This window comes from Tardiphaga sp. GW821-FHT12E02, assembly GCF_058807155.1.
Map to the genome: position 1 here is coordinate 191812 of NZ_JBXAQK010000001.1, position 24485 is coordinate 216296.

The 24485-nt window shown below is 61.6% G+C and carries 20 protein-coding genes; 10 read left to right on the top strand and 10 right to left on the bottom strand.

The window, feature by feature from the left end; genetic code table 11:
- Positions 1-167 precede the first annotated feature (167 nt).
- The 4 genes from AC1RQ5_RS00910 to AC1RQ5_RS00925 all read left to right on the top strand — a co-directional run bounded on the left by AC1RQ5_RS00910 (position 168) and on the right by AC1RQ5_RS00925 (position 5014).
- Positions 168-1895, top strand: coding sequence for a hypothetical protein (locus AC1RQ5_RS00910; RefSeq protein WP_493196735.1), 1728 nt, complete (start codon positions 168-170; stop codon positions 1893-1895).
- Positions 1896-2012: 117 nt separating this feature from the next.
- Positions 2013-2738: a thermonuclease family protein gene (locus AC1RQ5_RS00915; protein WP_398477261.1), complete on the top strand. Its 726-nt coding sequence runs from the start codon at positions 2013-2015 to the stop codon at positions 2736-2738.
- 61 nt (positions 2739-2799) lie between these two features.
- Positions 2800-3660, top strand: a complete 861-nt coding sequence (locus AC1RQ5_RS00920; protein WP_493196736.1) for an LssY C-terminal domain-containing protein — start codon at positions 2800-2802, stop codon at positions 3658-3660.
- 175 nt (positions 3661-3835) lie between these two features.
- Entirely contained in the window at positions 3836-5014 is a 1179-nt protein-coding gene (locus AC1RQ5_RS00925) for a pyridoxal-phosphate-dependent aminotransferase family protein (protein WP_493196737.1), read from the top strand.
- Here AC1RQ5_RS00925 and AC1RQ5_RS00930 read toward each other — a convergent pair.
- The 4 genes from AC1RQ5_RS00930 to AC1RQ5_RS00945 all read right to left on the bottom strand — a co-directional run bounded on the left by AC1RQ5_RS00930 (position 5011) and on the right by AC1RQ5_RS00945 (position 11099).
- Positions 5011-6270 carry an MFS transporter gene (locus AC1RQ5_RS00930; RefSeq protein WP_493203248.1) on the bottom strand — a complete coding sequence of 420 codons (1260 nt, stop codon included), beginning with the start codon at positions 6268-6270 and terminating at the stop codon, positions 5011-5013. The genes AC1RQ5_RS00925 and AC1RQ5_RS00930 overlap by 4 nt on opposite strands.
- An 87-nt stretch (positions 6271-6357) precedes the next feature.
- The gene (locus tag AC1RQ5_RS00935) at positions 6358-6999 is read right to left on the bottom strand and encodes a PRC-barrel domain-containing protein (RefSeq protein ID WP_493203249.1); all 642 of its coding nucleotides are present in this window, start codon (positions 6997-6999) and stop codon (positions 6358-6360) included.
- Positions 7000-7058: 59 nt separating this feature from the next.
- Positions 7059-9260, bottom strand: a complete 2202-nt coding sequence (locus AC1RQ5_RS00940) for an amylo-alpha-1,6-glucosidase (protein WP_493196738.1) — start codon at positions 9258-9260, stop codon at positions 7059-7061.
- A 72-nt stretch (positions 9261-9332) separates the two neighbouring features.
- Complete coding sequence (locus AC1RQ5_RS00945; protein ID WP_493196739.1) at positions 9333-11099, bottom strand: ABC transporter ATP-binding protein; 1767 nt, start codon at positions 11097-11099, stop codon at positions 9333-9335.
- 301 nt (positions 11100-11400) lie between these two features.
- Between AC1RQ5_RS00945 and AC1RQ5_RS00950 the strand changes: the two genes are divergently transcribed.
- The 3 genes from AC1RQ5_RS00950 (at position 11401) to AC1RQ5_RS00960 (ending at position 13765) form a co-directional block, all read left to right on the top strand.
- On the top strand, positions 11401-12465 hold the full coding sequence (locus AC1RQ5_RS00950; RefSeq protein ID WP_398477251.1) for a glycosyltransferase family 4 protein: 1065 nt from the start codon (positions 11401-11403) through the stop codon (positions 12463-12465).
- A gap of 199 nt (positions 12466-12664) precedes the next feature.
- Positions 12665-13414, top strand: a complete 750-nt coding sequence (locus AC1RQ5_RS00955) for a glucose 1-dehydrogenase (RefSeq protein WP_398477249.1) — start codon at positions 12665-12667, stop codon at positions 13412-13414.
- A 171-nt stretch (positions 13415-13585) separates the two neighbouring features.
- On the top strand, positions 13586-13765 hold the full coding sequence (locus AC1RQ5_RS00960) for a hypothetical protein (RefSeq protein ID WP_493196740.1): 180 nt from the start codon (positions 13586-13588) through the stop codon (positions 13763-13765).
- On the opposite strand, the gene AC1RQ5_RS00965 is transcribed toward AC1RQ5_RS00960, so the two are convergent.
- The 6 genes from AC1RQ5_RS00965 to AC1RQ5_RS00990 all read right to left on the bottom strand — a co-directional run bounded on the left by AC1RQ5_RS00965 (position 13762) and on the right by AC1RQ5_RS00990 (position 20592).
- Positions 13762-15138, bottom strand: a complete 1377-nt coding sequence (locus AC1RQ5_RS00965; RefSeq protein ID WP_493196741.1) for an FAD-containing oxidoreductase — start codon at positions 15136-15138, stop codon at positions 13762-13764. The two genes, AC1RQ5_RS00960 and AC1RQ5_RS00965, sit on opposite strands and share 4 nt — an antisense overlap.
- Positions 15135-15593 (bottom strand): DUF4126 family protein, encoded by a 459-nt coding sequence (locus AC1RQ5_RS00970; RefSeq protein WP_493196742.1) that lies wholly within the window; start codon positions 15591-15593, stop codon positions 15135-15137. The genes AC1RQ5_RS00965 and AC1RQ5_RS00970 overlap by 4 nt, the downstream gene beginning before the upstream one ends.
- Positions 15594-15689: 96 nt before the next feature.
- Positions 15690-16610, bottom strand: a complete 921-nt coding sequence (locus AC1RQ5_RS00975; protein WP_493196743.1) for a glutathione S-transferase family protein — start codon at positions 16608-16610, stop codon at positions 15690-15692.
- Between the two features lie 19 nt (positions 16611-16629).
- Complete coding sequence (locus AC1RQ5_RS00980; RefSeq protein WP_398477239.1) at positions 16630-16830, bottom strand: hypothetical protein; 201 nt, start codon at positions 16828-16830, stop codon at positions 16630-16632.
- A gap of 115 nt (positions 16831-16945) precedes the next feature.
- Positions 16946-18226: an MFS transporter gene (locus AC1RQ5_RS00985; protein ID WP_493196744.1), complete on the bottom strand. Its 1281-nt coding sequence runs from the start codon at positions 18224-18226 to the stop codon at positions 16946-16948.
- Positions 18227-18312: 86 nt separating this feature from the next.
- Positions 18313-20592, bottom strand: a complete 2280-nt coding sequence (locus AC1RQ5_RS00990) for an FdhF/YdeP family oxidoreductase (protein ID WP_493203250.1) — start codon at positions 20590-20592, stop codon at positions 18313-18315.
- A gap of 197 nt (positions 20593-20789) precedes the next feature.
- Between AC1RQ5_RS00990 and AC1RQ5_RS00995 the strand changes: the two genes are divergently transcribed.
- The 3 genes from AC1RQ5_RS00995 (at position 20790) to AC1RQ5_RS01005 (ending at position 24359) form a co-directional block, all read left to right on the top strand.
- Positions 20790-21905 carry an alkene reductase gene (locus tag AC1RQ5_RS00995; protein ID WP_493196745.1) on the top strand — a complete coding sequence of 372 codons (1116 nt, stop codon included), beginning with the start codon at positions 20790-20792 and terminating at the stop codon, positions 21903-21905.
- A 74-nt stretch (positions 21906-21979) separates the two neighbouring features.
- Positions 21980-22171 carry a hypothetical protein gene (locus tag AC1RQ5_RS01000; RefSeq protein ID WP_493196746.1) on the top strand — a complete coding sequence of 64 codons (192 nt, stop codon included), beginning with the start codon at positions 21980-21982 and terminating at the stop codon, positions 22169-22171.
- Between the two features lie 100 nt (positions 22172-22271).
- The gene (locus AC1RQ5_RS01005) at positions 22272-24359 is read left to right on the top strand and encodes a molybdopterin-containing oxidoreductase family protein (RefSeq protein ID WP_493196747.1); all 2088 of its coding nucleotides are present in this window, start codon (positions 22272-22274) and stop codon (positions 24357-24359) included.
- Positions 24360-24485 lie beyond the last annotated feature (126 nt).

A 24485-nucleotide genomic window follows, 5' to 3' on the forward strand; every position in this document is an offset into this window, starting at 1 on the left:
AGACAGGGTTACTGACGCAACGGAACCGTCCATGCGCCCCTGACAATTGAATTCCAGATCAATTCATGCTGGATTTCAATGGCTTGCAGGTGTCGGGAGAGTTTTTCGCGCATGCGCGGCGGCCGATTTCCTAAGACGTGCGCAGACGTCTCACCGAAAGATGCTCCATGACTGTGACCTCTCAGGCCCGCGCCGCCTTTGATGCGCTCACCGCCCGCAAGGACGGGCCGACGCTCTACGACCTCTGCGATCCCATCCTTCGGCGTCCTGGTACCGGCAATGGGCATATTACCAAATTCTACAATACCGCACTCGGGAACCCAGCCCTGCGGCCTTTGCTGCGGCGGGCCGGATTGTCCGAATTGCGCGATCCCGTCCGCTTCAGGGCCCTGCAGGACGCCCTGATTGCCGCGCGGGACGACGCAGAGCCGGACTGGGAGACGATTGGTCGGCCGGTAGCGGAGTTGCTGGACACTGTGGACCTTCAGCACCCGGCGCCGCCAAAGGTGCCTGTGGCCAATTCCGTCCCGTCGATCCGCGAGATCGACGAAGTGATCCAGAGCTGCGGGAAGCACCTGCTCGGTTCGTTCGACAGAAATGGCTTCATCCCGACCTATGCGGCCTTCAATCTGATCGGCGATCCCGACATGCACGGCCGCGAGTTCCTGATGGCGCTGACCGGGCTGAATGCCCGCGGCTACAAGAATTCGACGCTGCTCTTCACGCTGGCCCGCATTTTCATCGCCCGCTCGCCGGCGGGCCGGCTGATCAACCCGCCCTGGACCGGCATTGCCGAACCGATGTGGGAGCCGGTGCAGATCCGGCATCGCTCGGCTTATTACGATGCCTTTTTCATCGAGGCACTGCTCGCGTTCGGCGAAACCGGATTGCCGACCACGGAGGAAACCGCAACATCGCGCCGCGCCATCGATGCGATGATCGAATTCTGCCTCGTCACCTCGCGCGAGGAAGTGAAGGCGCATGACGGCAGCAGCGTCCATGTGATCACGGCGCTGGCGCCGCCGCCGCATCCGCGTTTCAGCCGCTTCTTCGCGCAGATCAAGCAGGATCTCGGCTTCGGCATCTATGTGCCGGACTGCGACACCACTGCCTGTTCCTTCTCAGCAGCAACGCAGGCCGGATCGAGCGATCCCATCCTCGATCAACCGCTGCTCGATTTCTATGCCGGCTATCAAGTCAATGAAGGCGCCAACGAACCTCTGGTCACGGTGCCGATCAATGACAACATCAGTTATGACGGCGCCATCGCCACCTGGATCGACAACCTCGCCGGCCAGCGTCCTTACGGCAACGATCTCGACCCCACATTGAACCTCGACGTGCTGGAAGTCTCGTTCCGCAACTGCATGCGCTGGCAAGTGCTGGAAACGCCGAAGCGCCTCGAGACGGTGCATCGGATCATCGGCTTTCAACGGCGCCTCGTCGAATCCGGCGCCTTCGCCGACCCGAAGTCGCATATCTATTATCTGCCAGAACTCTATTGCGCCTATTTCGGCCGCTGCTACGCAGCATTTCGCGCCTTGCCCACCGACGCACAGCGTAAGCTCGATCCCGACAACACGTTCGACTTCATCAAGCCGCACATTCTCGCTTATGTGGCCGATGAGCTAATCGCGCGCGAGATGAATGCCTTCGATGCTGCGCTTGCGCTGATCGCGCTCGGACATCTCGGCGGCGACATCGCGCTGTTCACGCCAGCGCTGCAATGCATCATGCGCAGCCACGGCGAAGGTGGTCGCAAAGGACCGTTCAAGGCTTATGAATGGAACAAGATGAAAACACCGACTCGCATTCTGGTCGGCGGGCCTGAGGTCACGTCGGCCTTCGCTCTTATGGGCCTGGCGCTGGCGCGGCATGCGATGCAGGCGCGTTGATCGCGCCGCTCGCGCGGAGTTGAGACAATCTATCCATCGCGCACTGGCATCTGCGACGAAATGACGGCACTGTTCTCCGATTGTCGTCACGATGTTGTAATCCAAGGCCTCATGCGCATGACCCGCCTGCTTTGTCTCGCCCTGCTCGTTCTCTGCCTGCCGACATTGGCTGATGCGGCCGACCACACCGGCGTGCCGAAAATCCGCGATGCCAATCAGGTGACCATCGGCAATACGCGCATCCGTCTTGCCGGCTCCGATGCGCCCGGCCTCGATCAGATGTGCCTCAACGCCAGCGGCGAGCGCTGGAACTGCGGCGTGGCCGCCAACGATGCCCTGGTCGCGCGCGCGGGCGACAAGAGCTGGACCTGCCAAAGCCAACGCACCGACCGCTTCGGCCGCATCGTCGCCAAATGCCAGGCCGACGGCGAGGATATTGCGCAATGGCTGGTGAAGAGCGGCTGGGCGCTCTCCTATGTGCGCTTCTCGCACATCTACGACCCCGAGGAGAAAGCAGCGCGCGAGGCGCAAGTGGGGTTGTGGACCGGGGCCTTCGTTGCCCCGTGGGAATGGCGCGTGCGCAACAAGAAGGCCGGCACCCTCGGTGCCATCAAGCCGAAGCCCGAGATGCTCCCGATCCTGTTTGCCTCGGCATCCGGCGCCACAGCACCCTCGCCGGCGTGCCGGATCAAGGGAAATGTCAATCGCGCCGGCGTTTGCATCTACCACACACCGGAAAGCCGCTGGTATGCCAAGATCAAGATGCGCGTCAGCAAGGGCACGCGCTGGTTTTGTTCTAAAGAAGAGGCCGAAGCCGCCGGTTGCCGCGAGACCCGCCGCTGATCTGGGCGGCTTGGCGATGACATCGCGGCGCTGACGTGGCAGGGTCCGCCCGCGATTCCCCATGGGCGAGATCTTGGACCAGCCGGACAGCCATCCCATAGCAGAGCAGCAGCGCCGCAGCCGCACCTATCGTGCGCTGCGACTGACCCTGCTTGCCACCATTATCTATGGTGGCATTGCCTACCTGCTGTTGCCGGAGCTCTGGACCCACTATGAGCACCAGAAGTCGCTGGCCGGCATGCCGATGACGACCATGACCCCGCAGGGCATTCCCGGCGATCCCATCAATGTCGGGCTGATCGGCGACAAGAGGGACATCATCTGCGCCATGCACGCGGCGGGTTGGTATCCAGCCGACCCCGTCACGTTGAAATCGTCGATCGAGATCGTCGGCAGCGTGCTGCTCGATCGCCCCTACCACAATGCACCGGTGTCGCCGCTCGTTTATCTCGGCCGTCGTGAAGATCTCGCTTTCGAGAAGCCATCAGGCACCAGCCCCGATCAGCGCCATCACGTTCGACTGTGGATGGTGCTCGAAAAGGGGCAGGAAGATCGCCCGGTCTGGCTTGGCGACGCCACTTTCGATCGCAGTGTCGGCGTCAGCCGATACACCGGCGCCATCACGCATCATATCGCCGCCGATATCGATGCCGAGCGCGCGCTACTCGCCGACGATCTGGAAAAAGCCGGCATGGTCGAAGCCAAATATCAAGTCACCGGCGTCGGCCCCACCATTGCCGGTCGCAATGGCGGCGGCGATCTCTACTACACCGACGGCGAGATCTGGATTCAACGCCTCGTCGTCGACTGCGCCAAACGCCTGGAGCCGCCGGAGACGATCCCGAGCCCGGCCGCCACGGAGATCAAAGACCAGATTTTCCGCGCCGTGGCGAATGTAATCAGCCCGACCTCGACGCACTGACGATGCTCCACTGCCGTCACCCGGCTTGACCGGGTGACCAGGTAAACACTGCAGCTTTGATGAGTACTGGATCGCCCGGTCAAGCCGGGTGACGACATCACAAGCAGCTCGCGACCGGCTTTGATTTCCCGCGCCATCATGCGACGATGGCAAATAAATCCAACAAGGACAGAAAATGGTCGTTCGCGCAGGTCGTGAATTTCTCGCCATCCCCGGCCCCACAACGATGCCGGATGACGTGCTCCGCGCGATGCATCGCGCACCGCTGGACATCTATTCCGACGCTATGGTGAAGCTGACTTACGGTCTGCTGGACGACCTCCGCACCGTGTTCGCCACCAAAGGCAAGACCTATATCTACATCGCCAATGGCCACGGCACCTGGGAAGCGACGCTCACCAATATTTTGTCGCGCGGCGACAAGATTCTGGTGCTGGAGAGCGGCCGCTTTGCCGTGGGCTGGGGCAATGCCGCGCGCCTGATGGGCGTCGAGGTGCAGAGCCTGAAGGGCGACTGGAATCGCGCCATCCGCCCCGCCGAAGTCGAAGCCGCGCTGCGGCAGGATACCGAGCACAAGATCAAGGCCGTGCTGGCCGTGCAGATCGATACCGCATCCGGTGCCTATAACGACATTGAAGCGATCAGCAAGGCGATCAAGGCCGCCGGCCATCCCGCGCTGTTCATGGTCGATGCTGTCGCCTCATTGGGCTGCATGCCGTTCGAGATGGATGCCTGGGGCATCGATGTGGCGATGTCCGCGTCGCAGAAGGGGCTGATGACGCCACCCGGCCTCGGCTTCGTTGCCGCGAACGATCGTGCGCGCGAGGTGCACAAGTCGGCCAATCTGCGCACGCCCTATTTCGACTGGACCGAGCGCGACGGCAACGAGCACTATCAAAAGCATTCCGGTACGGCGCCGGTGCATCTGATGTTCGCACAGCGCCAGGCGCTGGACATGATCTTCGACGAGAAGCTGGAGAATGTGTTTCTGCGTCACCGCCTGCTCGCGGAGGCCGTGCGACGCGCTGTGGCTGTATGGTCTGAAGGCGGTGTGCTCAGCTTCAATATCACCGAGGCGAGGGAGCGAGCCGACACGGTCACGACGATCAAGATGGCAAACCCGGCGCCGTTGCTCGCTTATTGCCGCGAGAAATGCGGTGTCATTCTGGGTGTCGGCATCGGCGATCTGCACGGCAAGGCGTTCCGCATTGCCCATATGGGCCATGTGAACGCCCCCATGATCCTGGGCACACTCAGCGTCGTTGAAATGGGCCTGCAGGCGCTCGGCATTCCGCATGGCAAGGGCGGCGTGACCGCTGCGATCAACTATCTCGGTGAGAGCGTGAAACCTTAGGCCTTCTCCGCCTCGCCGTGTTCGCGCTTGGTCTCCGGCATCACCAGCAGGATGAGCAGGAAGCCGAGCGCGGCAACGCAGGACAAGCCGACAAAGGCGATGGGTGCACCGAACTTGTCCGCGACGAAGCCAGCGGTGACGGTGCTAAGTGATGCACCAATGCCCGTCGCTGTACCGACGATGCCCTGCGCGAGACTGAACCGGCCGCGCCCGAAGGTGATATCCGAGACGATCAACGGGATCATCACGGCAAACACCGCGGCGGTGACGCCGTCGAAGATCTGCACGGCCACGAGCGCGAATGGATCGGTCACCACCGAGAAAAGCAAGCCGCGGATCGTGAGCGCTGTGAACGCGGCCAGCAACAGCGGCCGACGCCCCCATTGCTGAGCCTTGCGGCCGACCGTCGGCGACGTCGCAGCGACAAAAGCCTGCGGCACCACGATGCAGAAGGCAATAAGCGCCGGTGCCCAGTCGGCCGAGCGCGTGGTGACGACGCCGGCCATCAAGGGCAGCATCGCTGCATTGGCGAGCTGCAGCAACAGCACAGCGCAGGCGAAGATCAGCAGCGGCTTCTGACGTACGAGATCACGGAAGCGGAATGGCGGACTACTCTCGGCCTGCTCCGCAGCATGACCATGGGCCCGCGCGGGATCGATCTCCTGATGCCGAATCCGCGACAACGCATAAAGCACCGGGATCGCCAGCAGGAAGGTGACGATGAACACCGAGCGACTCGATAGCAGATAACCGCACGTGCCCATGACGGCCGCCGCTACGCCATTGCCGAGCGACGCGAAGCGCGCATTGCGGCCAAGCCGCTCGCCGATGTTCATCGGCCCGACCAGGCCAAGACTCATGGCCGCGATGGCGGGGCCAAGCACGCAGCTGGCCATCGCATGAACCGTGGCTGCCGTCACCACCACCGGGAAAATGGGCGCTGCCGCGTAAGCCAGCGCACAGCAGGCAATCGCCGCAACCGCCGCCCCGACGACCAGGCGTGTCGAACGAACCGCATCGACAATGGCCCCGCCAGGCATCTGCCCGAGCAAAGCGACCACCCCGCCGATCGAGAGCACGAATCCGATCTCGACCTGTGTCCATTTTTGCGTAGTCAGATAGACGGCAATGAAAGGACCAAAGCCTGTTTGCACATCGGCGAGGAAGAAGATGAACCAGTCGAGACCGCGCAGGCTCTGCTTCGACGGTTCTGGCGCTCCATGGTCGGGCTTTTTGTCTTCAGGCTCAGGCGCGATTCCGGGCGCGCACGCGACCTCAGGCACCGCCGTCTGGTCGTCGGAACCAGTGCGATCTGGAATACGCGTGGGCGCCTGAACGGCCAATTATCGCTCCTGCATGGTGATGGGTGGAAATTTCAGCGGCGTCAGCGAGCCGGACGCGCCGAGCACGACCATTGGCGCATCGTCCTTGTATTCCGGCGCTGCGCGGACCTGCTCGCGCGTCAGATCGAGCGTGATGCTGGCGGTCTTGTCGGCCACGTTCCAGAAATGCAGCGCGGCCCAATCGACCACGATCTTGCGCGAGCCGACGCCGAGAAAACCGCCGAAATCGATGATGGCGCCACGCACCTGCCCGGCGCGATCGACGATCACATCCGCAATGCGGCCCATATTCTCGCTGGCGGGGCTGCGCACATCGCGGCCAAGAATACCTTTGGCATCAAATGTATCGATGACCGTCACCGATGGCGGCTTGGCGGCAGGCGGCATGGCTGCAGGCGCGACATCGGGTTTTGGCGGAGTAGCGGGTTTCACCGGCTCGATGGTTGCCGGGGGTACAGCAGCTTGCGCGGGCGGTGGCTGACTATCAGGCGCGGGTGAAGCTGGCGGTGATGGCGCGGCCTCTGATTTGCTGGTTGGCGCTGGTTCAGGCTGCGTTGCTTGTGCGGGCACGGGCGGAGGCACAGGCGCATCAGCCGCGAATGCGGACGCGCTTGCAATTGATACGGCAAGCAGTCCGACCATAAAGCGGATTGCGGACATGGATTGTTCCTCACTCAAACTTGTTGCTGACGCGAAACGCATCAATGCGTCAGCACGATCGAAACCCTGATCTGGCCGCGGCTGCGAAGCACCTCCAGCGACACATCATCATTGTGCTTGCGCAGGCATAGATCGACGCTGGAGTCGCCGAGCCTGACATCACGCAGGATGACATGCTGCAGGAACGACGGCAGCCGCGGATCGCGGAAACGGATCTCATTGCGGGCAATATCGAATTCGATGCCGAGCGCCGCCTCAAGCAATGTGAACGGCGTGGCGCTGGCCCAGGCCTGTGGCGCACAGGCCACCGGATAAAGCGTGGGGCCCCGCCGCTTCTCGCGCTGGAAGCCACAAAACAGCTCCGGCAGGCGACGCAGGTCCATGTAGGTCGCTGTGTCGAACAATCCCTTGAACACGGCTTCGACCGAATGTTTGAGGCCATAGCGCGACAGGCCGAGCGCGATGAGCGCATTGTCATGCGGCCAGATCGAGCCGTCGTGATAGGACATGGGATTGTAGCGGGCTTCGCCGCGCGCGATGGTGCGGATTCCCCATCCGGTGAAGAAATGCGGCCGCATCATATCGGCCGCGACCATGCGCGCACGTTCCTCGCGCACAATGCCGGTAAACAGCAACTGGCCAGCATTGGACGAGCGGACGACACAAGGCAGCTTGGCACCATCCAAGGCCAACGCATAAGTGCCGATCTCCTCGCACCAGAATGATTCCTCGAACCGATCAGCGAGCTGCTGGGCCTCTGCCTCGAGCTGTTCGGCGCGCCCGGCCATCTCCAGCCGCAGCGCCATCCGGGCGGCGAGGTGCTTGGCGGCATAGACATAGCCCTGCACTTCCGCGAGCGCGATATTGCCTTCCGCTAATTTGCCATCGGCATGGAAGATCGCGTCATACGAATCTTTCCAACCCTGGTTCTGCAGGCCTTGCTCGGTGGCGCGCTGATATTCGACGAAGCCATCGCCATCCGGATCGCCGGGGCCGTCGATCCATTTCAACGCAGCCTCGATGGCCGGCCACAGTTCGCGCAGAGTTTCATCATCGCCGGTCCGCTCGACATAAAGGCCCGCCAGCAAGACGAAGAGCGGGGTCGAATCCACGCTTCCATAATATTGCGCAAACGGCACCTCGCGCAGTGCCGCCATTTCGCCACCGCGCATTTCATGAAGGATCTTGCCGGGCTCGGCATCGTTGAGCGGATCGACTTCCTTGGCCTGGAAGGCCGCCAGTCGGGACAATACGCCCTTCGCCACGCGCGGATCGATCCACAGCATCTGCAAAGCCGTGATCAGACCATCGCGTCCGAATGTGGTCGAATACCAGGGAATGCCTGCATAAGGATAACGCCCCTGCGGCGTGTTGGTCATGAGGATGTTGAGATCACCCATGGCCTGACACAACACTTCATTGAAGATGTCGTTCGAGGTCTCGATGGTGGTCGCGCCCTTGCTGAAATTGCGCATCTCGCGGCGGTGCGCCAGCAATCCGCGCAGAAACGGCACAGGCTTGTGATCGACGCCGACATTGCAGCTCGCTGCAACGAAAAGCGATGTCACCTCCTGCGGCCCCAGATCGAAATGATAGGTCGCCTTGTTGGCGGACAACTGCGTCGGGCGCGGGTCGAAATACATCATGGTGCGCAGCGGCTTGTCATCGAGCCCGGTATATTCCAGCGCCACATGGCTGGGATCAACGAGACGGCTGGTCGCGACACCGCGATGCTTGCGCTTCTCGCCGCGTACCTCGAACAGATCGGCAAAATCGTTATCGAACGACAAAGTCAGATCGAAGCTCGCCCGCTCATTGCCGTGATTTTGCAAGCCGATGCGCTGATAGGCGGCCCCACGCCACAAAAAGACAGTGCGCACGACATGCAGCATGTCCTTCTGCAGGACGATCCGCCCGTTGCGATAAATGTCAGGATTGGTCAGATCGATGGTCAGTGACGAGTTGTCGTCGCGCAGATTGGAGCCGAGAAGAAGCGGCTGAACGTCATCCAGCGCCAGTTCGAGGCGCGCGAGATAGCGCGTATCCTTGTTGAACAATCCATCCGGCCCCCCGGCGGATGCACCGATGTCGCCATGGCTGTCGAGCACCGCGAATGTATCATCATGCTTGAGCGCGCGGCGCGGCCGCGAGGCCGGACCTGTCATCGGAATATAGAACGGCGACTCGCTGACTTTCTGATCGGCGAGGGCGTCGCGTTTTGCAGCAATAGCTTCGACGGGCATGGGTGACCTCTGCCAGTTGAATGGAGATGGCGATACGCATGCGGGAACGCATCGTGCAGATTAGCTGAGTCGTCAGGCCGCGTGAGCGGCCAACCGACTCATCTCCTGCGTCACGAGTTCGCGATAGGGGCCCTGCCCCTGCATCAGGAGATCGGGCTTGCCATCCTCGATGATCTTGCCGCTTCGCAGCACGACGACGCGATCGAAATTCCGCAGTGTCGCAAGACGATGGGCGATGGCAATGACCGTGCGTCCTCGCATCAGGCGCGCGAGCGCCTCGCGGATGGCTTCTTCGGACTCGCTGTCCAGGGCAGCGGTGGCTTCGTCGAGCAGCAGGATCGGTGCGTCCTTCAGGAACGCACGGGCAATCGCAATGCGCTGACGCTGCCCGCCCGACAGTTTGACGCCGCGATCGCCGACCATGGTATCCAGACCTTCCGGCAACTGCTCGATGAAATCGCAGCGCGCATCGACTGCGGCTCGCAGCACATCCTCATCGCTGGCATTCGGGCGCCCGTAACGGATGTTCTCCATGATGGAGCGATGGAACAGCGAGATATCCTGCGGCACCACCGAGATGGCGTGACGCAGGCTTTGCTGCGTGACGCGCGAAATATCCTGACCGTCGATACTGATGCTGCCTTCCTGCGTGTCGTAGAAGCGCTGCAGCAACACAAACAGGCTCGACTTGCCGCCGCCGGATTGCCCGACCAGACCGACGCGCTGACCGGCATTGAGGCGCAGCGTGAACTTATCGAACACCTTCTGCCCGCCCGGATATTGGAACGAGATATTATCGAAGGCGATGGCCGCGCCAGATTTCACCAGCGGCTCGGCTTCGGGGTGATCGCGCAGCTCATGCGGCACCAGCAGTGTCGCCAGCGCCTCCGACAGACGCGCGATATGCTGCGTAACATCCACCAGCGCCACCGCGAGATCGCGTGTCGCATGAAGGATGGAGAGGCCCAGCGTACAGATCAGCACCACGTCGCCTGTGGACGCACCGCCACGCTGCCACAGCATGATGGCCCAGCCGAGCAACCCGATGGTGAGCACCACCGTAATCGCTGCGTGAGTTAGTCGAAGACGTTCGAGATAGCGCAGGCTGCGTCCGCGTGCATGCAATTCGCGATCGACAGTATCGTCGAAGCGATCATGCTCGAAGCTCAGGCCGCAAAATGCGCGGACTAGCGGCAAGTTATTGATGACATCGACCATCTCGCCATCGACAGCAGCAGCCTTGTCGGCGAAGTCATTGTGCAGGCCCTTGCCCGCCGCGGCCATCTTGAACATCAGCGCCACGACAGCACCGGCGACGACGGTGAGGCCTGCGGCCATCGGCAGGCTGACGGTGCCGATCAGGAGGATGGCCGCGAAAGTCGCGACGATCGGCGGCAACACATTCCAGATGAACATGTTTTCGACAGTGAAGACGGCATTCGACGTCGCCGTGATCCGGCTGGTCAGCATGCCGGGCAGGCGATCCGTGAAATAGCTCGGTGCGTGTCCGGTCAGATGGCGAAAGATATCGCGACGCAGATCGCCGGTCACGCTGACAAAGGTGTAGCTCGCAATCCAGCTGGCGACACGCCACAGGAACATGTCCGCCGTAATCAGCGCGATCAATCCACCGAAGGCCCACCAGATCACGTTGGTCGCATGACTTGGACCTGCAGACAGCCCGTCGACCAGATGCTTGATGCCGTATTGCGTGCCGACAGAGCAAGCAACTGCGCCAAGCACGGCAAGCAGAATGACGGAATGCGAGACAGAGCGCCGCTTGATGTATCGCATCACAAACGCAAACGGGTGCTGTGCGTATCCGGAAAGACTGTCCATTGAGAACTAAACCCCTTGAGGAGGAACTGGAAGCTTTACGGACAGCGTCCCCGCCCGTGGACGAAACTTATGTGGCCGCGAATTACTCACGCTCTCGCCTTTTCTGCGCAACATTCGATCAGCGTCAGTAGTTCCCTGAACCTGAAAGAGCGTGATGGCGGCAGCAAGACGACAGTGTGGAGGAAAGTCGCAGATGGGTAAGGAACTTCGCAGATGCGAGAACGTTCCCCTGCCTGGCAATGCCGGTGCCTCAATGCTCACATGTCGTGAGCTCCTCACTTCCAACATGGGAGATATGTAAATGCGCATCGCGCAAGTGGCTCCACTGACTGAAGCTGTTCCACCCAAGCTCTATGGCGGCACTGAACGTGTCGTCCACTGGTTGACTGAAGAGCTTGTCGCGCAAGGGCACGACGTGACGCTTTTCGCCAGTGGCGATTCACAGACCACAGCCAAGCTCGACGCCGGCTGGCCGAAGGCGCTCCGCCTCGACGGCTCGGTGCGCGATCCGAATGCACTTCACATGGAAATGCTGGAGCGGGTGCGTCAGAAATGTGATGATGACGAATTCGACATTCTGCACTTCCATCTCGATTACTACCCGTTCTCGCTATTCTCCCGCCAGCCGACACCGTTCGTGACCACGTTGCACGGCCGCCTCGATCTGCCGGAGCATCAGCCGACCTTCACGACATTCTCGAAAGCGCCGGTGATCTCGATCTCGGACGCCCAGCGTCGTCCGGTGCCGCAGGCGAATTTCATCAAGACGATCTATCACGGCCTGCCGGAGAAACTGCTGACGCCGCAGGACGTCAAGCCGAGCTATCTTGCGGTGCTCGGCCGCATCGCTCCGGAAAAGGGCGTCGATCGCGCCATCAAGATCGCCATCCGCGCCGGCATTCCGCTGAAGATCGCTGCCAAGGTCGATCGCGCCGACGAGGAATATTACGAAGCCGTGGTGAAGCCGCTGATGGATCACCCGCTGGTCGAGTTCATCGGCGAAATCAGCGATCGCGAAAAGCCGGACTTCCTGTCGGGCGCCTATGGCCTGCTGCTGCCGATCGACTGGCCCGAGCCGTTCGGCTTGGTCATGATCGAATCGATGGCCTGCGGTACGCCGGTGATTGCCTATAATCGCGGTTCGGTGCCGGAGATCATCGACCAGGGCCTCACCGGCTTTATTGTCGAGGATGAACTCAGCGCCGTGAATGCCGTGGGCCGCCTCGCCGGCATGGACCGCGTCGCGATCCGCAAGCATTTCGAAAAACGCTTTTCGGCCCGTCGCATGGCGGAAGACTATGTCGAGGCCTATCGCAGCCAGATGGATCAGAAGACGCAGCTCCGGCTCGTCAGCAGCGCCGAATAAAGCTGCGACATTGATGATTGGATCGAGGGCGGCCGCAAGGTCGCCCTTTTTTCTGCACCAAAATTTTATCGCGGATACCGAAGCTGTACAGCCTGTCCGGCTTTTGCGACAACATGCCTGCGGCGCTCGGTCGCGCCTCGGCATTCATATTCAAAACGACAAGCGCCCGATCGTGGCGCGGCAACGGGAGAGAAACCACATGAGACTTCAGGGCCTGTCCACCATCGTCACCGGCGGCGCATCCGGATTCGGCGCCGAAATTGCGCGATCCTATGCGCGTGAAGGCGCCAAGGTCGTGATCTTCGATCTCAACGCCGACGGCGCGAAGAAAGTGGCTGATGAAATCGGTGCGAGCGCCATCGCCCATGGCGGCAGCGTCGCCAACAAGGCCGATGTGGATGCCGCCGTGAAGCTCGCGGTCGATAAATTCGGCAAGCTCGACGTGGTCGTCAACAATGCCGGCTGGACCTTCCGCAACAAGCCGATGCTGGAAGTAACCGAGGAAGAATTCGACCGTGTCTTCGACGTCAATGTGAAGGCGATCTTCCTGATGACCAATGCCTGCGTGCCCGTGATGAGGAAGCAGAAGAGCGGCCGTATCATCAATATCGGCTCCACAGCCGGTGTGCGTCCCCGTCCCGGCCTTACCTGGTACAACGCCTCCAAGGGCGCGGTGAACCTGATGTCGAAATCCATGGCCGTGGAGCTCGCCCCCGACGGCATCCGCGTCAATTGCATCGCGCCGGTGATGGGCGAAACCGGCCTGCTGGAAGCCTTCATGGGCGTGCCCGATACGCCGGAAAACCGCGCCAAATTCATCGGCACCATTCCGCTCGGCCGCATGTCGCGCCCATCGGATATCGCCAATGCCTGCGTTTATATGGCCGGTGAGGAATCCGAATTCCTGACCGGCGTGATTCTGCCGGTGGATGGCGGGCGAACCATCTAGGGAATTTCGTAAACCATCGAATCCAGTCAGATTTGATTCACCAATTCCCTTAAGCAGTTCAGCCCAGGTTCATGCGATGATCCCTGCATGATCGAGGGACAAACCTCGGCAGGGAAGGCGTCAGGGTCAGGTCGGTCAACGGCCTGACCCGTCTCTTTGGGGATCATCACCATGGCAGCGAAGAAGAAAACGGCTCCGCGCAAGAAAGCGGATACCCATGAGGCCGCTCATCCGGCTTTCGCCGTTCTGCGCACGGCCACCCGAAGCGTCATCAATATGGCCATCGTCTGCGCCGCCTGCGGCATCACGCTGCTGACCTTGATGACGGCGCTGAAATTCCAGCTCGCTTAATTGCTCTTCATCTCACTGAGAAGCGTCGGGATCAATTCCGACACCGTGGGATGCACCGGCACCGCCCATTGCAGCTCGGTGTAATCCGCGCCGGCATTCATGATGTCCAGAATGCCGTGGATCGCCTCGTCGCCTGACGTACCAAGGATCGCTGCACCCAGAATCTTCTTCGTCTCCGCATCGACGACCACCTGCATCTTGCCGAACGTCTCCCCCTTTTCCACCGCGCGCCCGACATGTGTCATCGGTCGCTCGCCGATGAGCAGCTTTTTGCCCGTCGCCTTTGCCTGTGTCACCGTCATGCCGACACGACCGAGCGGCGGGTCGATGAACAGCGCATAGCCGGGAATGCGATCGCTGACCTTGCGGCTCGCACCATCGAGCTGATTGGCAGCGATGATCTCGAAATCATTATAGGCCGTATGCGTGAAGGCGCCGCGGCCGTTGCAATCGCCCATCGCATAGATGCCCGGGACATTAGTGGCGAGGCTGTCATCGACCTTGATATAGCCGCGCTCATCCGTGGCCACGCCGGCCTTGTCGAGACCGAGATCATCAGTATTCGGCCGGCGTCCCACCGCAAGCAGCACATCGCTGCCGATCACCTCGGGCGCACCTTCAGTGCAATCGACCCCGACAGCAACGCCATCCGCATGCGGCTTGAAGGTGATGCATTCAGCGCCGGTGCGGATGTGAATTCCTTCGGCTTCCAGTATCTCTCGGATCAGTGCGGAGATATCTGCATCCTCGCGCGATACCAGCCGCGGCCCCTTCTCCACCACCGTCACCTCGGCACCAAAGCGGCGAAACATCTGCGCGAATTCGAGACCGATATAGCTGCCGCCGACCACGACCAGATGTTTCGGCACGCGGTCGAGTTTCAACATGCCGCTATTGGTGAGATAGGGCACATCATTCACGCCCGGAAAATCCGGGATCACGGGGCGACCGCCGACATTGATGAAGATCTTTGGCGCAGTCAGAACATCGTCACCCACACGCAAGCTGTTCGCGGTTTCGAAGCGCGCATGGCCATCAAACACCGTACAATTCTTCATATGGCGCAGCCAGCCTTCGACGCCGTTCCGCGAATCCTTGATGACCTTGTCCGCACGCGCGCGAACCTTCGCCATGTCGATCCGCACCGGCGCGTCGATGATCACGCCATAATCGCCACCACGCCTTGCCAGATGCGCAGCATAGGCGCTCGCCACCATGGTCTTGGTGGGCTTGCAGCCGGTATTGACGCAAGTGCCGCCGAACAGATGGCGCTCGATGATCGCGACATTCTGCCCGGCCGCGGTGAGACGGCCCGCCAGCGACGGGCCGGCCTGACCGGCACCGATGATGATGGCGTCGAAAGCCTGGGTCATTTCAGCGCCAATACGATCAATATTGCACCCATAATAGCGACAGCATCCTCGATGAAGGCGGCGGGCGCATCCTTGCCGAAGCTTGATGCGAGTATGCCGCGGATATGTGCGCCGCCGAGTGTGCCGATAACTGCACCGATGGCACCGACCGCACCGCCGAACAGCCAGTTGGCCGTCCCCGCAATCGCAATCCCGGCAATCGCGCCGACAACAATGCGGGTGGCGAACTGCACCGGCACTTTACGACTTGGTGTCGATGGCAGTTGATCGGTAATCAGTTCAACGGCAGCAAGGATGGTGACGATGGCGACGGCCCAGCTCGAGCCGAGAAATGCGAGCCAGGTGCCAGTGACCTTTGCGACCCCGAGATAGGCAGCCCAGCTGGCTGCCGCCGCTCCTGTCATCGCCCGCAAGCCGGTGACCACGCCCAACAACAATCCAAGCAGATAGATCATCGCAATCCCCCAGCGGGCACGGAGCGCCCCCGTCGAGTTCCGATACTAGCCGTACAGTTTCAAATTGCGAGTCGAAAGGTATCGCAATAGTCTCAGTCAGAGCGTTGTCACTGCGAAGCCAATGCGCGGAAAGTGAACGGCGACTGTCCCGACTGCGGGATCATTCCTCTGCAATGTGACGCGGTCCGGGCCTGCGGCAAGGCAGGTGCCCGTCACCGTGTCGAAGCCCCAATCCGTCGGCGTCACCGCAAGCGGCGTGCCGAGCGGCCATTCCGACGCGGTAGCGCTGACGATGTCTGGTTCGGCAGCGCGAGCCACATCGAGCGCCGCGTCCGGCGTCATCGCGTCGCTATGGCCATGGCCGAGCGCGCCCATGCGATCCATCCATGCCAGCACGCGCGGATGATCGGACACGCCCTCGCCTTCTCCAAGATTCCCGCGCGCGTACCATAGTGGATGATAGACGGCGAGATCAGCGAGCGAAGGCGCATCACCCAAGATGAAGGGACCGCTCTCAGTCAGGCCTTGATCAATCCATGTCAGATGCTGCCGAAACTGATCGCGCAACGATGGCACGCGCGGGCGCATCTTCTCGCTGTCCCATCCATCGAATTTGCCGGCCGTGAATATTGCACGATCGGCATGCAGCTCCGGCGGAAAGCGATCGCCATTGAGGCCGAAAACGAGACCCAGCGATGTGGCAAACAAAGCCTGATCAGCCCAGCCCGCGACCATGTCGGCCATGCCACGCGTGCCCGGCGGATATAAAGTTCGCTCAGGATATCGTCGCTCCAGCTCGGCGAGAATAAGCCGGGTGTCGCAATAGATATCAGCGCCGATTTGCAAAACGGGGATACGGCGATAGCCGCCAGTGAGCGGAACGAGCTGCGGCTTCGGCGCCATGCGCGGCTGCTCGACCGAGCGCCAGCGCAGACCCTTCAACCCGAATGCGACCCGGATTTTCTCGGCGAATGGCGAACGCGGATAGTGGTGAAAGATGAGTTCCGATGCCGCCACCTGCCCGACGATCCGTCAGTCAGTGCTTGGTCGCCGATGGCGCATCCTGAATCGCCTCGAACTCGGCGAGCGGATAGACGAGGCCGTCGGGGCTGACGATCTCGATATCCCAGCTGCCGTCGTCCAGCAGCTCCTTGGCCTTCTTGACCGCACCCGCGGCATTGTCGCGGCGCAGTGAAACGGTACCGGACGTATCAGTCCCTTTGACGAAGAAAGGCAAGTTATCCTCCTCCTGCAAATCTACTGTTCGCGACGTCATTGCCGCGTCACACCACATCTGATCACAAGCGAATGCGTCGCGCCAGCACCTTGAAAGCGGCGAAATCGCCGCGTCATCACGGTTTCGCGCGCTGCATCGACGGGCGCGTCAAAGCAAAGAAAATCAAGGCGCCTGTGGTCAAACATACCGCCATGACGATCAGCACAGCAGGCAGCCCCCAATAGGCCGCAACCGGGCTGGTAACCGACTGCACCACCGCCGTGCCCAGGAAGAAAGCCAGATTGGCTGCTGACAGCGCCTTGCCGATATTTTCGGGGGCAACAGCCTCACGGACCATCCCATAGATCAGCGGCTGCATGGAGACGAGGAAGCCGAACGTCACCAGCAACACGGTATCGACGGCTACTGGCATCAGTGGAATACCGAACAGACGCGCCAGTGGATAGCCGGGCGCACCGAGCGCCATGGTCAGCAGCAAGACGGCAGCGATCAGATGTACGCTGAGCAACAACACACGCCGATGGCCGAACTTGCGATCGATGATGCCGGACACCGCCGGCGCGATCACCAGCGCGAGCGTGAACAGCAGCAACACATTGCCAGCCTCGATACGCGACAGGCCCTTGATCGTCATCAGCCAGGGCCCCGCCCAGATCCCGCGTAGCACCAGCTGCATTGCCAGTGAGACGAAAGCGAGGATGATGATGCCGCGTACTGCGCGCGACAGTCCGAGGCGCAGCACCGACACCATTTCCGCGCCGAGCGCGCGCTGCTGTCCTTCCGGTCGGGCGGCCGGCACGATGACTGCGATCAGGCAGGCCACCACGACAGCAGCTGCAACTGCGGTCCAGTAACCGGCACGCCACCCCCAATGCTCGACGACATAGGCCAGCGGGCTTGCCGACAGCAGCAGGCCGGAATTGCCGAACGACAGAATGACACCGGACCACAAACCGAACTGCGCCGGCGTCAGCCGCTTGGCCGCGAGGGTGATGGGGCACATCAACATGCCCGACGTCGCCATGCCGATCGTGGCCTGTGAGACGAAGAAGGACACAGGTCCAGTCGAAAAGGCCGCGATCGCCGCGCCGATAATGGTGCCGACAAACAACACCAGAGACACTGAGCGAATGCTGTAGCGATCCAACGCAACACCGATCGGGATCTGCAGCATGGCGAAGAAGAAGTGATAGGCCGAGGTCAATGCAGCCAGACTCTGCGGCGTGACGCCAAGATCCGGCGCCATGACGTCGATCGCCAGGGCCGGCGTCGTCCGCAGCATGTTGGACAGCACATGGCCGCAGGTGAGAATGAGAAGTGCCGCCAGCAGCGCTGTGCTCACAGGCGCTTCGATGGCTTCGGGCTTGGCAGGAGACAGAGTTTCAGCAGCAGACATGATGCTGCTCGCCTACGCAAAAATGTCGCAGGCGGCAACCGCCACTAAAGCAGTGGCGGTCATGCATTGCTCATGCTGCGCTGCAGCTAGGCGGCAGCGCTGATTTTCACCGGCACCGATTTGTAAGCCGGCGTTCCCGAGCGCGCATCGTGCTCTTCGAGCGCGACCAGAACATTGGCCTCGGGATAATAGGCCGCGATCGAGCCTTTCGGGATGTCATATTCCACGGCCGTAAAGCCGCGCATGGCGCGTTCGACTCCGCTCTTGCCATCCAGCACGACATCGATCACATCGCCATGGGCGAGACCGCGGCTGGCAAGATCTTCCGCATTGACGAACACGATATCGCGCCGGCCGGTGATGCCCCGATAGCGGTCGTTCATGCCGTAGATCGTGGTGTTGTATTGGTCATGGCTGCGCAGTGTCGTCAGCGTCAGCGCATGTTGATCCGAGCCGTCTTCATAAACGCCGGGGAGCACGAGAAATTGCGCTTTGCCGCTTTCGGTCAACCACTCGCGCTCCGACGCTGCATTGCGCAGGCGGAAGCCACCGGGCTTCTTGATGCGCTCGTTATAATCCTTGAATGCAGGAAACACACCCTCGATGGCATCGCGGATCTTGTTGTAGTCGGCCACGTAATCGAGCCAATCCACCTTGGTATCAGGCAACGTGGCGATCGCCATATCGGCGACGATGCGGGCTTCCGAGCGCAGATGCTCCGACGCCGGCTTCAATCCCCCGCGCGACCCATGCACCATCGACATGGAGTCCTCGACGGTGACGAGCTGCTTGCCACCTGCCTGTATGTCGATCTCCGTGCGGCCGAGGCACGGCAGGATGATCGATTCCTTCGCGATCAGAAGATGCGAGCGATTGAGCTTGGTGGCGATATGCACGACCAGATCGAGACTGCGCATCGCCGGATAGGTGACCTCCGGATCTGGCATCGCCACCGCCAGGTTGCCGCCAAGCGCGACCAGCGCCTTGGAGCGGCCATCGCGAATGGCCTTCACCGACGCCACCGCATCATGTCCATGGGCGCGCGGCGGATCGAAGCCGAACACGCGCTTGATGCCGTCGAGCAGTGCATCATTCGGCAACTCGGTGATCCCGACCGTGCGATCACCCTGCACATTCGAGTGCCCGCGCAATGGCGAGATGCCGGCGCCCGGACGACCGAAATTGCCGCGCAGCAGCAGCAGATTGGCGATGTATTGCACATTGGCGACGCCGTGGCGGTGCTGGGTGATGCCCATGCCGTAATTGATGATGACGCTCTTGGCATTGGCGTAGATGCGGCCGAGATGCTCGATGTCCGCGCGCTTCAGACCCGATGAAGCCTCGATCGACTCCCATGACGTCGCGTCGAGATCGGCCAGCAGACCGTCGATACCCTGGGTATGTTCGGCGATGAAGGCGCGGTCGAGCACATCCGGTCCGCCGGCAGCGCGACTCTCCGCATCGAGCGCCACCACGGCCTTCATCATGCCCTTCAGCACCGCGAGATCACCGCCAACCTTGATCTGGTAGTAGACCGATGACAGCTGCGTCGCATTGCCCGTCAGCATTTCCGACGGATGCTGCGGCGAGATGAAACGCTCGAGCCCACGCTCGCGCAGCGGATTGATCGACACGATCGCCGCCCCGCGCTTGGAGCAGGCACGCAGCGTGTTGAGCATGCGCGGATGATTGGTGCCGGGATTATGCCCGATGCAGAACACGGCGTCGGCGTGATCGAAATCTTCCAGCGTCACCGTGCCCTTGCCGATGCCGATCGACTTCGGCAGGCCGACACTGGTGGCCTCGTGACACATGTTCGAGCAATCAGGGAAATTGTTGGTGCCGTATTCGCGCACGAAAAGCTGATACAGGAACGCCGCCTCATTCGAGCAGCGGCCCGACGTGTAGAACTCCGCCATGTTCGGATCTGGCAAAGCACGCAGGCCGGCGCCGATGCGCGCCATCGCATCGTCCCACGAGACTTCAACGAACTTGTCGCTTGCGGCGTCATAGGCGACCGGATGGGTCAGGCGACCATGATTTTCCAGATCGTGATCGTGCCATTTCCAAAGCTCGCTCACCGTATGCTCGGCGAAGAACTCCGGCGTCGTCCGCTTGGCCGTCGCTTCCCACGACACCGCCTTGGCGCCGTTCTCGCAGAATTCAAAAGATGACGTATGCTTCGGATCGGGCCAGGCGCAGCCGGGGCAATCGAAGCCCGCCGGCTGGTTCATGGTGAGCAGGCCGCGGGTTTCATCGACCACCGCGAGCTGGCTGCGCACCACATCCGCCACGGCCTTCAACGCGCCCCAGCCGCCAGCTGCGCTATTATATTCGCCGACGCCCTCGACCTTCTTCTTCACCAGCTCCGTCATCGCAACCGTCCTCGTCAATTCCGGGCCCATATGGCCAAAACATTCCGTCTCGTAGCATCATCGCTGCACTGCAGCGAATGGTGTTTTTACAACTTTGATTGACCAGTGGTGCCTGCGTATTGGACGATACGCATGCGTCGCATCGTTTTCGCTGCTATCACCCGATTTGATTTTTGAATGGAGTACAGATGACGTCGTCTTCGTTGTTCAAGCCGCTAAAGGTTGGCCCGTTCCAGCTCAGCCACCGCGTCGCCATGGCTCCCCTGACGCGCATGCGCGCTGAGAAGGCGGCGCTCGCCCCCCGTCCACTCAATGTCGAATATTATGCGCAGCGCGCCAGCCAAGGCGGCCTCATCATCGCTGAAGCCTCGCAGGTGATGCCGGAAGGACAGGGCAGCCCGAACACACCCGGCATCTATTCGAAGCAGCAGATCGCCGGCTGGAAAGAGGTCGTCGATGCCGTACATGCCAAAGGCGGCATCATCTTCCTGCAGCTCTGGCATGTCGGCCGCGCCTCGCATTCCTCGTTGCAGCCCGATGGCAAGCTGCCAGTTTCCGCCTCGGCCATCGCCATCAACGCCACCACGCGCACGCCTTCCGGCGAAACCGTGCCGTATGAGACGCCACGCGCGCTGGAGACCGATGAGATCCCCGGCATCATCGCCGCCTATGCGCAAGCGACACGCAATGCCCGCGAAGCCGGCTTCGACGGCGTCGAGGTGCACGGCGCCAATGGCTATCTGCTCGAACAGTTTTTGCAGACACGCAGCAATCAACGCACCGACCAATATGGCGGCTCCATCGAGAACCGGGCTCGCCTGCTGCTTGAGGTGACCAAGGCCGTCGTCGATGCATGGACTGCGGATCGCGTCGCTGTGCGCATCTCGCCCTATGGCGTCTCCAATGATTCCGGCGAAGCCGATCCGATGCCGCTCTACACCTATGTGGCCAATGAGCTCGACAAGCTCGGCCTCGCTTATCTCCACCTCGTCGAACCCCGCACCAGCGGCGTCGGCCGCGCGGAAGTGTTTCACGACAATGTGCCGAAGGCCTATGAGCTGTTCCGCCCACTCTGGAAGGGCGTATTGGTCACTGCCGGCGGTTTCGACGGTGCCTCGGCGGAGGAAGCCGTTGCCTCAGGCAATGTGGACGTCATCGCCTTTGGGCGGCCCTTCATCGCCAATCCCGATCTCCCGGAGCGTGTCAGGCTGAACGTGCCTTTCACCCCCTATAACCGCGCCACCTTCTATGGCGGCGAGGAGAAGGGATATACCGATTATCCGGTCCATTCGGCTGCGAGCTGACGATCGTTCAATGGAAACCGGCTCCGGACCCACTAAGTGTTATGGACAGCCCGTTGCGGGCCACGGAGATCACCATGAGCGTTCCCCTATCCGCCGCCGAACTTGACGATCGCATCGCCATTGTCCGTGACAATATCCGCCAGTTGATCGAACAAGCTGCTGGGGCTGCAGGCGACGGCAACGAGGAACGCGCCGCCGACCGTCTGGCCAGCCAGAACGAGGAATTGGACCGGCTGGTCGCCCAGCGCGACGCGCTGGACAAATAGCTGCGAAAACGTGGCGTTCAGGGCGGCCTGCCTGACGGACAGGCCGCCCTGCATAAAACCACGGCTTTTCCTCCAGTAAACTTTTGGCTAGCGTGGCGCCATGAACGTGCAAGCCAAGATCGCAATCAAGAACTCCACCTGCCCGCATGACTGCCCATCGGCCTGCGCGCTCGATATCGAGGTGATCGACGGCAAGTCGATCGGCCGGGTCCGTGGCTCCAAGCAGCAGACCTATACCGCCGGTGTCGTCTGCGCCAAGGTCGCCCGCTATGCCGAGCGCGTCCACCATCCCGACCGGCTCATGTATCCGATGCGCCGCACCGGCCCGAAAGGCTCCGGCCATTTCGCGCGCATCACTTGGGATGAAGCACTCGACGAAATCGCGGCGAAGTTCGACGCGGCCGAACGCGATTTTGGCGCGGAATCTGTCTGGCCCTATTATTATGCAGGCACCATGGGCCTGGTGATGCGCGACGGCATCAACCGCCTCGCCAATGTGAAGCGCTATTCGCGCTTCTACAGCACCATCTGCGCCAGCATTGCCTGGGCCGGATTCGCCGCCGGCACCGGCAAGGTGGCGGGCGTGGATCCGCGCGAGATGGTGAAGTCCGACCTGATCGTGATCTGGGGCACCAATCCGGTCTCGACCCAGGTCAATGTGATGACCCACGTTTCCCGCGCGCGCAAGGAGCGCGGCGCCAAGCTCGCTGTCGTCGATATCTACGACAACGACACCATGAAGCAGGCCGACATCAAGATCCTGCTCAAGCCGGGCACCGATGGCGCCTTCGCCGCCGGCGTGATGCATGTGCTGTTCCGCGACGGCCTCGCCGATCGCGACTATCTGGCGAAATATACCGACGCCTCTCCGGAGCTTGAAGCACATCTGGCGACCCGTACGCCGGAATGGGCATCGCAGATCTGCGGTGTTCCTGCGGAAGAGATCGAGGCCTTTGCGCATCTCGTCGGCGAGACCAAGCGCAGCTTCTTCCGTCTCGGCTACGGCTTCACCCGCCAGCGCAACGGCGCCGTGCAGATGCATGCGGCCCTGTGCGTGCCGACGGTCACAGGCGCCTGGCAGCATGAAGGCGGAGGCGCCTTCTACAACAACATGGCGATCTGGAAATTCGACAAGACGCTGATCGAGGGTCTCGATGCCATCGATCCCACGACACGGCGGCTGGATCAGTCGAAGATCGGTCGCATCCTCACCGGAGACACCGAAGCACTGCAGAGCGGCCCGCCGGTGAAGGCAATGCTGATCCAGAATACCAATCCGATGACGGTGGCACCGGAACAGGCACTGGTGCGTCAGGGCTTTGCGCGCGACGACCTGTTCGTTGTCGTGCATGAGCAGTTCATGACCGAAACCGCCATGATGGCCGACATCGTACTGCCCGCCACCATGTTCATGGAACATGACGATCTTTATTACGGCGGCGGCCAGCAGCACATCTCGGTCGGCACCAAGCTGATCGACGCGCCGGAAGAATGCCGCTCCAATCACGACGTGCTGCAGGGCATCGCCGAACGGCTCGATGCCAGGCATCGTGCCTTCGACATGACGCCGCGCGAGATCATTGATGAGACGCTGAAGGCAAGCGGCCGCGGTGGCGTCGATGAACTCGAAGCCGATATCTGGCGCGACATCCAACCCGACTTTCGCGCTTCGCATTATCTCGATGGGTTCGCCCATGCCGACGGCAAATTCCATTTCAAGGCGGATTGGTCGAAAGTGCCGGTGCCCAATGCCGGCCTGATGGGCGCGTGGGACGAGATGCCGTCCTTTCCCGACCACTGGGCGGTGATCGAACAGGCCGATGACGCGCACCCGTTCCGTCTCGCCACCAGCCCGTCGCGCAGCTTTCTCAATACGAGCTTCAACGAGACGCCATCATCGCAGGCCCGCGAAGGCGCGCCGACGGTGATGATCCATCCGGCGGATGCGGCAGGGCTCGGCATCGCCGATGGCGATGCAGTGGTGCTCGGCAATATGCGCGGCGAGACGACGCTGACCGCGCGCATTTTCGACGGGCTTCGCCGCGGCGTGCTGATCGCGGAATCGATCTTTCCGAACAAATCCCATATCGGCGGCCGCGGCATCAATATGCTGACAGGTGGCGAGGCCGTCGCGCCCTATGGCGGCGCTGCGTTTCATGACAACAAGGTGTGGGTGAAGAAGGCGTAAGCTAAAAGCCTCCCGGACTGTCGTCGCCCGGCTTGACCGGGCGATCGCGTGAACACCGACCTCGGTGATGAAACACACCCACCGATGTCTACTGGATCACCCGCTTTCGCGGGTGATGACAAGCGA

Coding starts and splice junctions, on each gene's coding strand:
- AC1RQ5_RS00945 (WP_493196739.1), bottom strand. CDS start 11,099: ATGGACAGTCTTTCCGGATACGCACAGCACCCGTTTGCGTTTGTGATG.
- AC1RQ5_RS00915 (WP_398477261.1), top strand. CDS start 2,013: ATGACCCGCCTGCTTTGTCTCGCCCTGCTCGTTCTCTGCCTGCCGACA.
- AC1RQ5_RS01000 (WP_493196746.1), top strand. CDS start 21,980: ATGAGCGTTCCCCTATCCGCCGCCGAACTTGACGATCGCATCGCCATT.
- AC1RQ5_RS00950 (WP_398477251.1), top strand. CDS start 11,401: ATGCGCATCGCGCAAGTGGCTCCACTGACTGAAGCTGTTCCACCCAAG.
- AC1RQ5_RS00940 (WP_493196738.1), bottom strand. CDS start 9,260: ATGCCCGTCGAAGCTATTGCTGCAAAACGCGACGCCCTCGCCGATCAG.
- AC1RQ5_RS00935 (WP_493203249.1), bottom strand. CDS start 6,999: ATGGTCGGACTGCTTGCCGTATCAATTGCAAGCGCGTCCGCATTCGCG.
- AC1RQ5_RS00925 (WP_493196737.1), top strand. CDS start 3,836: ATGGTCGTTCGCGCAGGTCGTGAATTTCTCGCCATCCCCGGCCCCACA.
- AC1RQ5_RS00920 (WP_493196736.1), top strand. CDS start 2,800: ATGGGCGAGATCTTGGACCAGCCGGACAGCCATCCCATAGCAGAGCAG.
- AC1RQ5_RS00995 (WP_493196745.1), top strand. CDS start 20,790: ATGACGTCGTCTTCGTTGTTCAAGCCGCTAAAGGTTGGCCCGTTCCAG.
- AC1RQ5_RS00965 (WP_493196741.1), bottom strand. CDS start 15,138: ATGACCCAGGCTTTCGACGCCATCATCATCGGTGCCGGTCAGGCCGGC.
- AC1RQ5_RS01005 (WP_493196747.1), top strand. CDS start 22,272: ATGAACGTGCAAGCCAAGATCGCAATCAAGAACTCCACCTGCCCGCAT.
- AC1RQ5_RS00985 (WP_493196744.1), bottom strand. CDS start 18,226: ATGTCTGCTGCTGAAACTCTGTCTCCTGCCAAGCCCGAAGCCATCGAA.
- AC1RQ5_RS00910 (WP_493196735.1), top strand. CDS start 168: ATGACTGTGACCTCTCAGGCCCGCGCCGCCTTTGATGCGCTCACCGCC.
- AC1RQ5_RS00970 (WP_493196742.1), bottom strand. CDS start 15,593: ATGATCTATCTGCTTGGATTGTTGTTGGGCGTGGTCACCGGCTTGCGG.
- AC1RQ5_RS00955 (WP_398477249.1), top strand. CDS start 12,665: ATGAGACTTCAGGGCCTGTCCACCATCGTCACCGGCGGCGCATCCGGA.
- AC1RQ5_RS00960 (WP_493196740.1), top strand. CDS start 13,586: ATGGCAGCGAAGAAGAAAACGGCTCCGCGCAAGAAAGCGGATACCCAT.